This is a genomic window from Paenibacillus sp. FSL H3-0469 (assembly GCF_038051945.1).
In the GTDB taxonomy this organism is placed as follows: Bacteria; Bacillota; Bacilli; order Paenibacillales; family Paenibacillaceae; genus Paenibacillus_AQ.
Genome location: NZ_CP150302.1, coordinates 3,867,321 through 3,880,760, shown reverse-complemented (window position 1 = coordinate 3,880,760; position 13,440 = coordinate 3,867,321). Strand labels below are relative to the sequence as shown.

The following is a 13,440-nucleotide window of genomic DNA, read 5'->3' as shown; positions in this document are numbered from 1 at the left end:
AGATTACCGTTTATGCTTACGAAGTTAGCTATTGGGTACGTCAAAGCTCAGCTTATGCTTACGAAGTTAGCTTTGGCTACGCCAAAGCTCTAAGGTGGTGAAATCATGGCAAGAAGCATGCGCGATATTAAACGTCAAATTAAGAGCGTTCAGAACACCAGACAGATCACCAAAGCGATGGAGATGGTCGCTGCGTCCAAGCTGCGCAAGGCGCAGGAGAAGGCAGAAGCAGCCCGTCCGTATTCAGAGAAGCTGAAAGAGGTCGTCTCGAGTATTGCTGCCGGTACGCAGGATCTCCAGCACCCGATGCTGGTCAGCCGGCCTGTCAAAAAAACAGGTTATTTGATCATCACCTCGGACAGAGGTCTTGCCGGCGGCTACAATGCGAATATTCTGCGTAAAGTAACGATGCTGATCGCAGAACGCCATAAGTCCAAGGATGAGTATGCGCTGTTTGTGATCGGGCGCAAAGGCCGTGACTTTTTGCGGCGCCGTGAATATCCCATTGTAGAAGAAATCACCGAGCTGTCCGATACCCCGAAATTTGCCGACATCAAGTCGATTGCCTATTCGGCGGTGAACCAGTTCGAGACAGGCGTCTATGATGAGATCTACATTTGCTACAACCAGTTCGTTAATGCGATCAGCCAGATTCCGACTGTAGACAGACTTCTGCCTATGGAAGGCGTTGGGGAGGGCGAGCATCACGGAGCATCTGCTGCTTATGAATACGAGCCTTCGCCTGCAGGCGTACTGGAAGTTCTGCTTCCGAAATATGCCGAGACTTTAATCTACGGTGCTCTTCTGAACGGCAAAGCCAGTGAGCTGGGAGCTAAGATGACAGCCATGGGCAGTGCAACGAAGAACGCGTCAAAAATGATCGGAGAACTTAGACTTACGTACAACCGTGCCCGTCAGGCGGCCATTACGCAAGAAATTACCGAGATCGTGGCTGGTGCGAACGCGCAGTCTTAATACAGATGTAACAGCTTTCGAGGAGGGAAATGAAGATGAACAAAGGACGCGTTGTGAGCATTATGGGTCCGGTTGTCGATATTGAATTTGAACGCGGCCAGTTGCCCCAGATATTCAACGCCATCAAAATTGTTGAAACTCTAAGCGATGGCCGTAACATGGATCTGACTCTTGAAGTTTCCAATCATCTTGGAGATAACCTGGTGCGTTGTATCGCCATGTCTTCCACAGATGGACTGGTACGCGGGATTGATGCGATTGACCAGGGAGCACCGATCTCGGTTCCAGTCGGTGAAGCAACACTGGGCCGCGTATTTAACGTACTTGGTAATCCAATCGATAACGGTGCTGAGGTGGTAGCTGCAAGAAACCCGATTCACCGTCTGGCTCCTACCTTTGATGAGTTATCAACTCAGGCAGAGGTTCTGGAGACCGGAATTAAAGTTATCGACTTGCTGGCCCCTTATGCCAAGGGCGGTAAAATCGGCCTGTTCGGCGGTGCCGGCGTAGGTAAAACAGTAACCATTCAGGAATTGATTAACAACATTGCACAGGAACACGGCGGTATCTCCGTATTCGCCGGCGTTGGCGAGCGGACACGTGAGGGGAATGACCTCTATCACGAAATGACCGATTCCGGCGTTATCAAAAAAACGGCGATGGTCTTCGGACAAATGAATGAGCCGCCGGGCGCGCGTCTGCGCGTAGCTCTGACCGGACTGACCATGGCGGAATATTTCCGTGATGTAGAAGGCCGCGATACGCTGCTCTTTATCGATAACATCTTCCGGTTCACCCAAGCGGGTTCCGAAGTATCGGCCCTGCTCGGCCGGATGCCTTCTGCGGTAGGTTACCAGCCTACACTGGCTACAGAAATGGGTCAGCTGCAGGAGCGTATTACGTCCACGAAGAAAGGTTCCGTTACTTCAATCCAGGCGATCTACGTGCCTGCGGATGACTATACAGACCCTGCACCGGCAACGGCGTTTGCCCACTTGGATGCGACGACCAACCTGGAGCGTAAAATCTCCGAAAAAGGGATTTTCCCTGCGGTTGACCCGCTGGCTTCCAGCTCGCGGATGCTGGCACCGGAAATCGTCGGCGAAGAGCACTATAACGTGGCACAAGGCGTTAAGCAGCTGCTGCAGCGTTATACTGAGCTTCAGGATATCATTGCCATCCTGGGTATGGATGAGCTGAGTGAAGAGGATAAGGTGATTGTATCCCGCGCCCGTAAGGTTGAGCGCTTCCTGTCCCAGCCGTTCCACGTAGCAGAGCAGTTCACCGGCTTCAAAGGCAAGTACGTGCCAATCAAAGAAACTGTACGCAGCTTCAAGGAAATCCTGGAAGGTAAGCACGATGATCTTCCGGAAGTAGCGTTCTTGTTCGTAGGTACGATTGAAGAAGCCGTGGAAAAAGCGAAAACGTTGTAACCCTAAGCATGCTTATGCTGGGGGATCGGGCTTTATTCTGTAAAGCTTTGAGGAGGAATGGAAGTGAATACCTTTTTGCTCGAAATAGTTACTCCGGAGCATCTGGTCTACTCCAAGCAAGTGAACAGTCTGACGGTACGCGGCGTGAATGGTGAACTGGGGATTCTCCCGGGACATATTCCGCTCGTCACCCCGCTTCAGGTTGCTCCGCTTAGCGTTAAGGCGGACGGCGTTACAGTCTCCATCGCTGTGCATGGCGGTTTCGTTGAAGTGCACAAAGATAAGGTAACGGTGCTGGCTGAAAGTGCTGAGCTGCCCCGGGATATTGATGTGGAGCGCGCTGAAGCGGCTAAGGAGCGGGCTGAGCGCCGCCTTAAGCTGCAAAGCAAGCAGGATGAGATCGATCACCGCCGTGCGGAGCTGGCATTACAGCGTGCTGTAACGCGCATCAAAGTTTCGACCGGTAAAGGACAACAGTAGCAGATAAGCGGTCAAGCCCTGGGCTTGACTGCTTTTTTTGCTAGATGAGAATCTAGCAGTTTATGAACATATCGTCATCAGATCTGCATATAAAGACCCATTTGTTTAAAATTTCGTAAAAGTACTGGATTCTTTTCCCCTGCACAAGTATGATATAAGAGTCGATTTCCGAGTACCTAACACAGGGGGCTAATATGAACACACGCTTATCCGCTGAGTTGTCGGGTGCGATCGGCACCAGCAATATGATATCGATGGTTATCTCTTTGATCTGCGTTGCATTATCCTGGTGGTCACTTCAGAACCTTAAGCTGGATTTGGTCATAAGATATCCCAAGAGCCCTCAGGGCAGACTGCTGCACCTGCTCTTGGCAATTGTCCTGGGTCACTTCGTGGCCGGGTTCCTGCTTGATTATCTGGGCTGGAGCGGACTTATAGGACGGATGTTTTAACGGCAGCGGCTTTGGTTATATCTGTATAGGCTGATGCAGTGAAAAAAGTGTCGAATAATAAGGTTTTATTATGTCAACACTGAAGTTAAGCAAGGAATCTGCACCTAAGACGCAATGACGGAATATTCAATATCTTAACAGACGAATTTTAACCTCAAAATTTATTTCAGAAATAATGGACGCGGAGGGAAACCGAAATGAGCAAATTTATCGTCCGCGGTGGCAACAGATTGACCGGGAGCGTGAAAGTTAGCGGCGCAAAAAATTCCGTACTACCGATCATAGCCGCCTCTCTATTGGCAGAAGAAGGAGTTAGCGTCATTGTGGACGCACCTCCGTTAGACGATGTAATGACGATTAACAAGGTATTGGAATCTCTGGGTGCAGGTATTACATACCAGAACGATGTGATTGAAGTAGATGCCACTAATATTACTTCCTGTGAAGCACCATACGAATGGGTACGCAAAATGAGGGCTTCTTTCCTGGTTATGGGTCCACTCCTGTCCCGTATGGGGCATACTCGTATTTCTCTGCCTGGCGGTTGCGCCATTGGAACTAGGCCAATTGACCAGCACTTGAAGGGTTTTGAAGCGCTTGGAGCCGAGATCAGTCTGGGCCAGGGCTACATCGATGCGAAAAGTAACGGAAGACTGCGCGGAGCCAAGATCTATCTGGATGTGGCCAGCGTAGGTGCGACCGAAAATATAATGATGGCTGCCGCGCTTGCCGAAGGCACCACAGTAATTGAGAATGCGGCTAAAGAGCCGGAGATTGTCGACCTTGCCAATTACCTGAACGGGATGGGCGGCATTGTACGCGGAGCCGGAACCGGAGTCATCCGGATTGAAGGCGTAGAGCGTATGCACGGCGTAAGACATCATGTCATTCCTGACCGGATCGAAGCTGGAACCTACATGGCAGCAGCGGCGATTACAGGCGGTGATGTGTATGTTGAGGGAGCTATTGCCGACCATCTGGGTCCGGTGATTGCCAAGATGGAGGAAATGGGCGTTACGATTATCCCGGATGAGAACGGAGTCCGTGTCATCAGCGACAAGCCGCTGAAGGCTGTCGATCTCAAGACATTACCTTACCCGGGATTCCCGACAGATATGCAGTCACAGATGATGGCACTGCTGCTCCGCTCGGAAGGAACCAGCGTAGTGACAGAGACCGTCTTCGAGAACCGGTTCATGCATGTGGATGAATTCCACAACATGAACGCGGAGATCAAGATTGAGGGCCGCTCTGCGATTGTGACGGGCAATGCCAGTCTGGTCGGCGCTAAGGTATGTGCTACGGACCTGCGTGCAGGTGCTGCGCTTATTTTGGCAGGGCTTGTGGCGGAAGGCACTACAGAAGTTAGCGGAACACATCACATTGACCGCGGGTATGTGCACCTGGCTGAGAAGCTGTCAGGACTTGGTGCGGACATATGGCGTATTTCCATGGAAGAGTCGGCAGTTCCTGCTGCAAAAGAAGAAGCGCTTAAGCCTGAACCGGCCAGAAGCGAATCCTCCAAAGCCGAAGAGATCAGACCCCGCTTCCAGATTCAGCCGTCTTGGGTATAATAGTTATTCTTAAAAATATTAGGACCAGCCGCTAAGCGGCTGGTCCTTTTTTTTTGAAAAAAATCTTATACGTACCGTGGGATTCCGCAACTCTCTTTCTCTCAAAATCCCGTTCTAGCAGGTGCCGCAAATTCATATCTATAAGAATCACCGGTGCTTACGGAAGGAGCCATAGAGATGAAAGAGTTAATCAAGCTGCGGCGCATCCTGAAGCGTCCGCATAGCTACGCGCGCGCGCGGCGGCGCGGCGTGCGCCCCCTGCGGCGGCTGGCCCCCGCCGCCTGGCTGGCAGCGCCCCTGCTGGCTGCGCTGCTGCTGCCGCTGGCTGTTGTCCCGCAGCGCGGGGACAACAGCCGCCGGCGCCCCCGGCCGTGCCGCAGGCCACGGCCGTTCCGGCGCCGCCGGCACCGGCTGCCGCAGAGGCGCCGCAGCCGGAGGTCACCGTCTATTTGTCGCGGAGCGGACAAATCGAGACCCTGCCGCTGGAGGAGTACGTCAGCGGCGTACTGGCGGCCGAGATGCCGGCCGAATTTGAGCTTGAAGCGCTCAAGGCGCAGGCCGTAGCGGCCCGCACGTTCATTGCCCGCCGTCTGGCCGCCGGCGACCACAGCGGGGTACCCGTTCCCGAAGCGGATGTGAGCGATACGGTAAGCCATCAGGCTTACGTATCGAAGGCCGTGCTGGAACGGGACTGGGCATCCGGCAGCAAGCGCGCCGGACTGGCGAAGATCCGCCGCGCGGTCCTGGAGACGCGCGGAACGATCATGACCTATCAGGGGCAGCCGATAACGGCTTCCTTCTTCGCCTCCAGCGGAGGCTATACCGAGAACTCCGAGGAATACTGGAATGCTGCGGTTCCCTACCTGCGCAGTGTAGCCAGCCCCTGGGAGCTGCAGATCACCCCGAACCTGGCCGTAACCTACACCTTCAGTAACTCGGAGCTGCGCAGCAAGCTGGGCCTTGGAACCAAGGACCTTCCGGTGTCAGCCAGTCTGGGAGCTTCGGGTAAGGCAACGCCAGTCTCCGCTCAATCCTCTGCCAGCTTGCCGGCGGAGGTGCTGTCGCTTACAGCCGGCCACCGGATCAAACAGATCTCTATCGGAGGGAAGGTGTTTACCGGGCGGGAAGTGAGAGAGAAGCTGGGGCTGCGCTCGAGCCAGTTCACCTGGAAGCGCCAAGCGGGGAAGGTGCAGATCACCACGTATGGTAACGGCCACGGTGTCGGCATGAGCCAGTGGGGGGCGAACGGAATGGCGAAGCAGGGCAAGACGGCTACACAGATTCTCAAACACTACTACAGCGGGGTCTCTTTTACCGGAATCTCAACTCTTCTGAAAAAATAATCTGCAAGATACGTATAAAAGCGAAGCGCCCGGTAACACTGGTTACTGAGGTGATAACCATATGAATGAACAAGACAAAATCAAATCAACCCATGATGAATCTCTCAAAAACAAGCAGGGAGATTCAGGCGCTAAGCCTTCTTCATGGAGCAGACTGTTATCCAAACGGTGGGTATTCCCGGCAGTCTACACGGCGGCAGCGGCACTTATACTAACCTTGGTGTGGGTCTATCAGGATGCCGGCCAGAAGCCGCTGAATCCTGATAACGCCGCGGTAGTATCCCAAGGTGAGGCCGGCAGCAAAACCGGAGCTGCAAACGGTGATCCCGAAGCCCTGGAAGTTGTCGCATCAGCCGAAAGCCTGGTCTGGCCGGTAGCCAGCCCGAGTGAAGTGGAAGTGGTCAAACCGTACTACGACGAGAACGGCACGGAAGAGAATCATATTGCGGCGATGGTGCAGTACAATAATACCTTTGTCACCAATACCGGAATTGATATTGCCCGTGAGGACAACAAGACGTTTGATGTGAAGGCGGCGCTCAGCGGTGAAGTTACCAGAGTGGAAGATGTTGCTGTACTGGGTAAGGTAATCGAGATTACCTCTCCCGGCGATCTGAAGACGGTCTATCAGAGTCTTGGTGAAATCAAAGTGAAGCAGGGCGATGAAGTGAAGCAAGGCGATATGCTGGGGGCAGCGGGACGTAATGAGATGGAGAAGGGTCTTGGCAACCATGTACACTTTGAAGTGCATGAGGACGGCAAGATTGTGAATCCTTCGGATCTGCTTCCGCAGCGCTAAGCCGAAATGTTCAGCAGGGGGCGGAAGCCTCCTGTTTTTTTAAAGAGAATTTATATGTTTTGGGGTCCCCGCAAAGTACCTGAGTCATCACTTACGCTAAAGCCCCACTTTGTGGGGTTATTTTTTGCTTCTCCCCGAAATGGACAGTCCGGCAGGTTCTATTCCGGAAATGGGGCAGTGAAATGCAGTGAATTGGGTTGTCCGACAAATAAAATGAGCCTTCCTGAGCTTGTCATGTCCTGAAAGCGCGAATATATAGGCCCGCCCCTCATATAATGTACCAAACTATTCACAGTTGGGAGGCGGGAGCGTGCACGATTACATCAAGGAACGTACCATTAAAATCGGACGCTGCATCGTGGAAACCAGGCACACGGTCCGGACCATAGCCAAGGAATTTGGCGTTTCAAAAAGCACGGTGCATAAAGATTTAACCGAACGGCTGCCGGAAATTAATCCGGATCTGGCTGATCAGGTGAAGCACATTCTCGAATATCACAAGTCCATCCGTCATCTTCGGGGGGGAGAAGCCACAAAAATTAAATATAAGAAAACCACAGGTAAGAAGCGTGAGGTTGCCGTAGCCTCAAAGCCATAAGATTTTCGGATTTTCGCGCCATAATTCAGGTTTAGTCCATTGTACTCACCCCCTAAAGTATGGTATTTTTAAATTTGGTACAATCTTCTTTTCTCATTTAAAATAACACTTTGGGGGCTCTTTCATTATGCTTAGCAAGGATATCGGAATCGATCTCGGCACAGCTAACGTGCTCATTCATGTCAAGGGAAGGGGAGTCGTTCTGGATGAACCTTCCGTGGTCACACTTGAAAGTGATACGAAGCGGGTCCTTGCGGTTGGTGAACAGGCACGCCGGATGGTCGGGCGGACACCTGGAAATATAACGACGATTCGTCCGCTCCGTGACGGTGTAATCGCCGACTTTGCCATTACGGAAATGATGCTCAAATACTTTATTGACAGCGTTGGCGGCCGGACCTGGTATTCGCGGCCCCGTATTTTGATTTGTGCTCCCACCAATATTACTTCTGTGGAAACGAAGTCCATCCGTGAGGCGGCAGAGCGCAGCGGGGCCAAAGAGGTTTTCATGGAGGAAGAGCCCAAAGCTGCAGCCATTGGCGCAGGAATGGACATTTATCAGCCTAGCGGAAATATGGTCGTCGATATTGGCGGCGGAACGACGGATGTAGCCGTATTGTCCATGGGCGACGTCGTTACCGCCTCTTCCATTAAGATCGCGGGGGACAAGTTCGACGATGCCATTTTAAGATATATTAAACAGAAATATAAGCTCCTGATTGGTGAACGTACAGCGGAGGATATCAAAGTGACCATCGGCTCGGTACGGCCGGGCGGTATGAAGGCAGAGATGGATATCCGCGGGCGTGATATGGTGAGCGGACTGCCCCAGACCCTTACTATTTCATCCGGTGAGGTGAAGGAAGCGCTGTGGGATCCGGTTTCTTCGATTGTGGCTGCGGCCAAGTCGGTGCTGGAGCGTACACCGCCAGAGCTGTCGGCAGATATTATTGACCGTGGAGTTGTGCTGACCGGCGGAGGCGCCCTGCTTAACGGACTGGACGAGCTGCTCTCCGAACAGCTGCATGTTCCGGTCTGGGTGGCTGAGGACCCGATGCACTGCGTAGTCAAGGGCACGGGAATTATGCTGGATCATTTGGACAAGGTGGTTAAGAAAAAGTTCTAGCCTGCCGATAATAAGGGAGAACAGCAGATTCCAGGAAGGGACTGACCTCATGCTCAGAGGATTATATACAGCCGCAGCAGGAATGGTAACGCAGCAGCGCAGACATGATACGGCGACGCAGAACTTGGTCAATTTAAATACTACGGGGTACAAGCAGGTCGACAGTGTCAGCCATGCTTTTCCCGAGGTGCTGATCACCGCGATGAACGGGGGCGCTGCTAAGCCTGTCGGACGGATCAATACCGGGGTTTTTGCCGAGCAGTCCGTCTCCCAATACCTGCAGGGCGACCTCATTGAGAGCGGCAAGAGCGTAGATTTTGCGCTGTCTACCGATTTGCAGGTCCCAGACCCGGATAATCCAGGCACCAACCTTGCTTTTGACGGCTCGGGGAAATATATCAGTCCGGATGGCGAGGTTATTTACCGGCCCCAGGCGTTCTTTACGGTTCAAGACAATGAAGGCAATAATTTATATACACGTAACGGAAGCTTTACAGTTGCTCCTACAGGGGAAGTGCTTAGCTCAGGCGGATTCAGAGTGCTGGGCAGTGACGGCAATCCGCTGCGATTGACAGGGCCTCAGGATAACCTTAAAGTGGACGGGCAGGGCAATCTGATTAACAATGCTACCGGACTGCCTTCAGGCACACGGATCGGAATCAGCGTCATCACAAGACCGCAGGAGCTGGTGCGTGACGGTAATGGTGTCTTCCATGCCGATGATGCCGAGGCCGCAGACATCCGCTTTTCCAATGGAACTGATAATCTGCAGGTCCGTCAGGGCTACCTTGAGAACTCGAATGTGGATGCCACTCAGGTCACTGTGGATATGAACGCCGCTTACCGCGCGTATGAAGCGAATCAGAAAGTGATCCAGTTCTATGACAGCAGCCTGCAAAAGGCTGTGAATGAAGTCGGCCGGGTATAGCCGGGCTTGCATGGATCATTATATTGATGGTGTTAGCCAGTTTCTTCTTATCAAGCTAGTAGGAGGTTAGACCTGTGAACAACTCAACAATCGGTGCTTCTGTCTCAATGGCCAGTCTGCAGCAGCGGCTGGATATTATAGCGGATAACATTGCCAATATGAATACGAATGGTTATAAGAGCAAACAAGGCTCGTTCGAGGATGTGCTTACCCGTGTACAGCAGCAATCCAAGGACTATAACCAGCCTGGACGCAGTATGCCGCTGGGTTTTAATATCGGCTTTGGTGTGCGTGTGCCTACAGTGTCAAGTAATTGGGAGGAAGGCACGCTCCAGGAGACAGGGAAGCCTACGGACTTGGCGCTTCAAGGCAATGGATTGTTCGGCGTTCAAGTCAATGGTGAAACGGCATATACCCGCCAGGGCGCTTTCCACTTCACCCCGGATACCGCCAATAAGGATAAGATGATTCTTGTGGACAATACCGGCAATCCTGTGCTGGGTGCTAACGGCACCCCGCTCAGCGTAGGAGCTAATGTAAGTGCTGCTATTGATGAGCGCGGGCAGGTGTGGACCAAGACGGATGAGAAACAGCCGCCTGTCCTGGCAGGCAGCTTAATGATTGTTGAGCCGCTCAGCAAGAATGCCTTGCAAGCTGTAGATGGTAATTTCTATGTATTGGCTGAAGGCGTGACAACGCAGCAGGCATTCGTGCAAAGAGCAGCGGGCGAAGCGAAGGATGTAGGCGTTCGCTCAGGCTATCTGGAATCCTCTAACGTGGATTTGAGCCGGGAAATGACGGAGATGATGCAGATTCAGCGTACGTATCAGCTTGCTGCCCGGGCGCTGTCCTCCAGTGACCAGATGCTGGGCCTGGCTAATAACATGCGCGCGTGAGGTGAAGGAATGAGTCGTGAGAAGGTTAAGACTGCACAGAATGCAGAAGAGGAACAACAGCAGCCGGTGAAGCGGCGCAGGATTAGGGCCTGGACCATTATTCAGTGGTTCCTGATTCCATTGCTGCTGGTTGCCGCACTTGGAGGCGGGCTGGTCGTAGGATATGTGATCCTCGGCAAAAAGGAACTAAGCGATGTGCTCCTGTGGAGTACTTGGAAGCATGTATATGATCTGGTGTTCGCACCTTGAAGCGTTATCGCATACTGATAGTTAAGGCTCCCTTGTTGTGCAGGGGAGTTTTCTTTTTTATACTGGAAAATGTATAATGATGGCGTGCCCTAAGAGCGCCAAAAAGGGCTCTCTCCGTCATGCTGCCGCGTGCGGTGGAGAAAGCCCCTTATCTTAACCTCCACTGCTGCAGGTGGTGAAGGATAATTATAGTTTTTGCCGAAGCTGTCCATATTTATGCAGGGCAGCGGAGAATAAAACAAAAGTGCTGCTGTAGGCGGAGGTTCATAAGACGCGGTTACAACCGAAGGGAGCTTTATAATTATGATGAATACCAATGAAATTCAAGAAATAATCCCCCACCGGCCCCCATTTCTGCTGGTGGACAGAATTACTGAAATAGAAATGGGCAAACGTGCGGTAGGCATCAAGAATGTTACAGTGAACGAGCCGTTTTTCGCCGGACATTTCCCAGGGTTTCCAGTTATGCCGGGTGTGCTGATTACCGAAGCCTTGGCTCAGGTGGGTGCTGTAGCTATTCTCGGAGTAGAGGCTAACCGTGGGAAAATCGGCTTTCTGGCCGGGCTCGACGGCTTCCGCTTCCGCGGGCAGGTTGTCCCTGGCGATACCCTTGTGCTTGAGGTAGAGATTACCCGGCTGAAAGGCAGCATCGGCAAAGGACAAGCCACTGCCAAGGTGGACGGCAAGACAGTAGCGTCCGGCGAGATTATGTTCGCACTCAGCTAGTTCCTGTTATAAACTTATATATTATAGATGGAGAAGGAGAGATTGACATGACTGGATTAAGCCCGAAAGCGCAGGAGACCCTGACACGCTGGCTGCAGGACCCTTCTGTCGACGAGAACACCAAAGAAGAGCTGAAGGCTCTTGCGGGTGAACCGAAGGAACTGGAAGAACGATTCTATAGAGATCTTGAATTCGGTACAGGCGGCTTGCGCGGAGTCATTGGGGCAGGCAGTAACCGGATGAACCGTTATACGGTGGGACGGGCAACTCAGGGCTTTGCAGATTACATTCTGGGACAACATACGGGAGAAAGCAGACCCTCGGTGGTCATTGCCCACGATTCCCGGCGCTTCTCGCCGGAATTCACGCTGGAGGCTGCGCTTGTACTTGCCGGCAACGGTATTGAGACCCATCTGTTCCCGTCCCTGCGCTCTACGCCGCAGCTCTCCTTTGCCGTCCGCCATCTGAAGGCCTCTGGAGGCATCGTGATCACTGCCAGCCACAACCCGCCTGAATATAACGGGTACAAGGTCTACAATGCACAGGGCGGGCAGCTGGTGCCGCATGAAGCAGAGCAGGTTATTGCTAATATCCTGAATGTGGACTCCTTCAACGGTGTGAAGCGCATGTCTCAGGACGCTGCAGAGAGCGCAGGATTGCTGCACTGGCTGGGAGCCGTAGAGGACGAAGCCTTTACGGATACGGTTGCTGCGGTAAGTGTCAGCCGTGAAGAAATTGCTTCTTCGCTGGGCCGTGACTTCTCCATTGTTTATACGCCTCTGCACGGGACAGGCAATCTTCCGGTCCGCCGTGTACTGGAGAAGATCGGCTTCACCCAGGTACATGTAGTTCCTGAGCAGGAACAGCCGGATTCCGAATTCTCTACTGTGAAATCTCCGAATCCGGAGGAACGTGAAGCCTTCACCCTGGCGATGAAGCTGGGCGAAGAGCTGAATGCAGATCTGCTGATCGGTACAGACCCGGATGCTGACCGTATGGGCGCTGTGGTTCGTGACAACGAAGGCAAATTTGTAGTGCTGTCCGGGAATCAGTCCGGCGCGCTCATGATTCATTATTACCTGAGCCGTTTACAGGAACAGGGGAAGCTGCCGGCTAACGGCGCTGTAGTCAAGACCATTGTAACCAGTGAGATGGGCGCTGCTGTAGCCAGCCATTATGGCGCTACGGTGTTCAACACTCTGACCGGATTCAAATATATCGGGGAGAAAATGAACCAGTTCGAGCAGTCAGGCGAGTATACGTATCTGTTCGGATATGAAGAAAGCTATGGTTATCTGGCCGGTAACTATGCCCGTGACAAGGATGCAGTCCTTGCTGCAATGCTGATCGCTGAAGCGGGTGCCTATTACAAGGCTCAGGGCAAGACCCTTTACGATGTGCTGCAAGAGCTGTATGCACAGTTCGGATACTTCCTGGAGAGCCTGGAGTCCCGCACGCTGAAGGGCAAGGATGGAGTGGCTCAGATTCAGGGGATTATGAATGACTGGCGGACCAGCCCTCCGCACGAAATCGCAGGTGCTTCCGTGACGCAGGTGCTGGACTATTCCCTGGGGCTTGACGGTCTGCCTAAAGAGAACGTGCTGAAATATCTGCTGTCGGACGGCTCCTGGTTCTGCCTGCGCCCTTCCGGCACGGAACCGAAGATCAAAGTGTATTTTGCCGTGGTGGGTGAATCCCTGGACAACGCCAAGCACAAGGTTGCGGAATTAACCAGTCAGGTTATGGCACGGGTAGACGGGAAATAATAAGCAATATATAACTTCCCTGCGGAAACGGAGCTGCTCCAGATGGACAGACCTCCGTTTCCGCTTAAATTTGCCGCTGGCAAGAGGGTCGGGTC

General features: G+C 52.8%; 14 protein-coding genes. All 14 read left to right on the top strand.

Annotated elements, in window-relative coordinates:
• The first annotated feature begins 105 nt into the window (after positions 1–105).
• The 14 genes from atpG (at position 106) to NSS83_RS16945 (ending at position 13,345) form a co-directional block, all read left to right on the top strand.
• Entirely contained in the window at positions 106–975 is an 870-nt protein-coding gene (gene atpG, locus NSS83_RS17010) for an ATP synthase F1 subunit gamma (RefSeq protein ID WP_341183607.1), read from the top strand.
• A 35-nt stretch (positions 976–1,010) separates the two neighbouring features.
• Entirely contained in the window at positions 1,011–2,408 is a 1,398-nt protein-coding gene (gene atpD, locus NSS83_RS17005; RefSeq protein WP_341183608.1) for a F0F1 ATP synthase subunit beta, read from the top strand.
• 63 nt (positions 2,409–2,471) lie between these two features.
• Positions 2,472–2,888 carry a F0F1 ATP synthase subunit epsilon gene (locus NSS83_RS17000; RefSeq protein WP_036699230.1) on the top strand — a complete coding sequence of 139 codons (417 nt, stop codon included), beginning with the start codon at positions 2,472–2,474 and terminating at the stop codon, positions 2,886–2,888.
• Positions 2,889–3,082: 194 nt separating this feature from the next.
• Complete coding sequence (locus tag NSS83_RS16995) at positions 3,083–3,340, top strand: DUF1146 family protein (protein ID WP_036699207.1); 258 nt, start codon at positions 3,083–3,085, stop codon at positions 3,338–3,340.
• 197 nt (positions 3,341–3,537) lie between these two features.
• A complete protein-coding gene (murA, locus tag NSS83_RS16990) occupies positions 3,538–4,914 on the top strand; it encodes a UDP-N-acetylglucosamine 1-carboxyvinyltransferase (protein WP_036699206.1) in 1,377 nt (458 codons plus the stop codon).
• Positions 4,915–5,285: 371 nt separating this feature from the next.
• Positions 5,286–6,257 (top strand): stage II sporulation protein D, encoded by a 972-nt coding sequence (spoIID, locus tag NSS83_RS16985; RefSeq protein WP_341348696.1) that lies wholly within the window; start codon positions 5,286–5,288, stop codon positions 6,255–6,257.
• 61 nt (positions 6,258–6,318) lie between these two features.
• On the top strand, positions 6,319–7,056 hold the full coding sequence (locus NSS83_RS16980) for a M23 family metallopeptidase (RefSeq protein ID WP_341183610.1): 738 nt from the start codon (positions 6,319–6,321) through the stop codon (positions 7,054–7,056).
• A gap of 310 nt (positions 7,057–7,366) precedes the next feature.
• Positions 7,367–7,654: a sporulation transcriptional regulator SpoIIID gene (gene spoIIID, locus NSS83_RS16975; RefSeq protein WP_019915029.1), complete on the top strand. Its 288-nt coding sequence runs from the start codon at positions 7,367–7,369 to the stop codon at positions 7,652–7,654.
• A gap of 127 nt (positions 7,655–7,781) precedes the next feature.
• The gene (gene mreB, locus NSS83_RS16970; RefSeq protein ID WP_036699265.1) at positions 7,782–8,780 is read left to right on the top strand and encodes a rod shape-determining protein MreB; all 999 of its coding nucleotides are present in this window, start codon (positions 7,782–7,784) and stop codon (positions 8,778–8,780) included.
• A 49-nt stretch (positions 8,781–8,829) separates the two neighbouring features.
• Positions 8,830–9,708, top strand: coding sequence for a flagellar hook-basal body protein (locus NSS83_RS16965; protein WP_341348695.1), 879 nt, complete (start codon positions 8,830–8,832; stop codon positions 9,706–9,708).
• A gap of 74 nt (positions 9,709–9,782) precedes the next feature.
• A complete protein-coding gene (locus NSS83_RS16960; protein WP_341183612.1) occupies positions 9,783–10,604 on the top strand; it encodes a flagellar hook-basal body protein in 822 nt (273 codons plus the stop codon).
• Positions 10,605–10,613: 9 nt separating this feature from the next.
• Positions 10,614–10,853, top strand: a complete 240-nt coding sequence (locus tag NSS83_RS16955; RefSeq protein ID WP_341183613.1) for a DNA-directed RNA polymerase subunit beta — start codon at positions 10,614–10,616, stop codon at positions 10,851–10,853.
• A 303-nt stretch (positions 10,854–11,156) separates the two neighbouring features.
• Entirely contained in the window at positions 11,157–11,579 is a 423-nt protein-coding gene (gene fabZ / locus NSS83_RS16950; protein WP_339251866.1) for a 3-hydroxyacyl-ACP dehydratase FabZ, read from the top strand.
• 47 nt (positions 11,580–11,626) lie between these two features.
• The gene (locus NSS83_RS16945; protein WP_341183614.1) at positions 11,627–13,345 is read left to right on the top strand and encodes a phospho-sugar mutase; all 1,719 of its coding nucleotides are present in this window, start codon (positions 11,627–11,629) and stop codon (positions 13,343–13,345) included.
• The last annotated feature ends 95 nt before the right edge of the window (positions 13,346–13,440 follow it).

Coding starts and splice junctions, on each gene's coding strand:
- atpG (WP_341183607.1), top strand. CDS start 106: ATGGCAAGAAGCATGCGCGATATTAAACGTCAAATTAAGAGCGTTCAG.
- atpD (WP_341183608.1), top strand. CDS start 1,011: ATGAACAAAGGACGCGTTGTGAGCATTATGGGTCCGGTTGTCGATATT.
- NSS83_RS16995 (WP_036699207.1), top strand. CDS start 3,083: ATGAACACACGCTTATCCGCTGAGTTGTCGGGTGCGATCGGCACCAGC.
- murA (WP_036699206.1), top strand. CDS start 3,538: ATGAGCAAATTTATCGTCCGCGGTGGCAACAGATTGACCGGGAGCGTG.
- NSS83_RS16980 (WP_341183610.1), top strand. CDS start 6,319: ATGAATGAACAAGACAAAATCAAATCAACCCATGATGAATCTCTCAAA.
- mreB (WP_036699265.1), top strand. CDS start 7,782: ATGCTTAGCAAGGATATCGGAATCGATCTCGGCACAGCTAACGTGCTC.
- NSS83_RS16965 (WP_341348695.1), top strand. CDS start 8,830: ATGCTCAGAGGATTATATACAGCCGCAGCAGGAATGGTAACGCAGCAG.
- NSS83_RS16955 (WP_341183613.1), top strand. CDS start 10,614: ATGAGTCGTGAGAAGGTTAAGACTGCACAGAATGCAGAAGAGGAACAA.
- fabZ (WP_339251866.1), top strand. CDS start 11,157: ATGATGAATACCAATGAAATTCAAGAAATAATCCCCCACCGGCCCCCA.
- NSS83_RS16945 (WP_341183614.1), top strand. CDS start 11,627: ATGACTGGATTAAGCCCGAAAGCGCAGGAGACCCTGACACGCTGGCTG.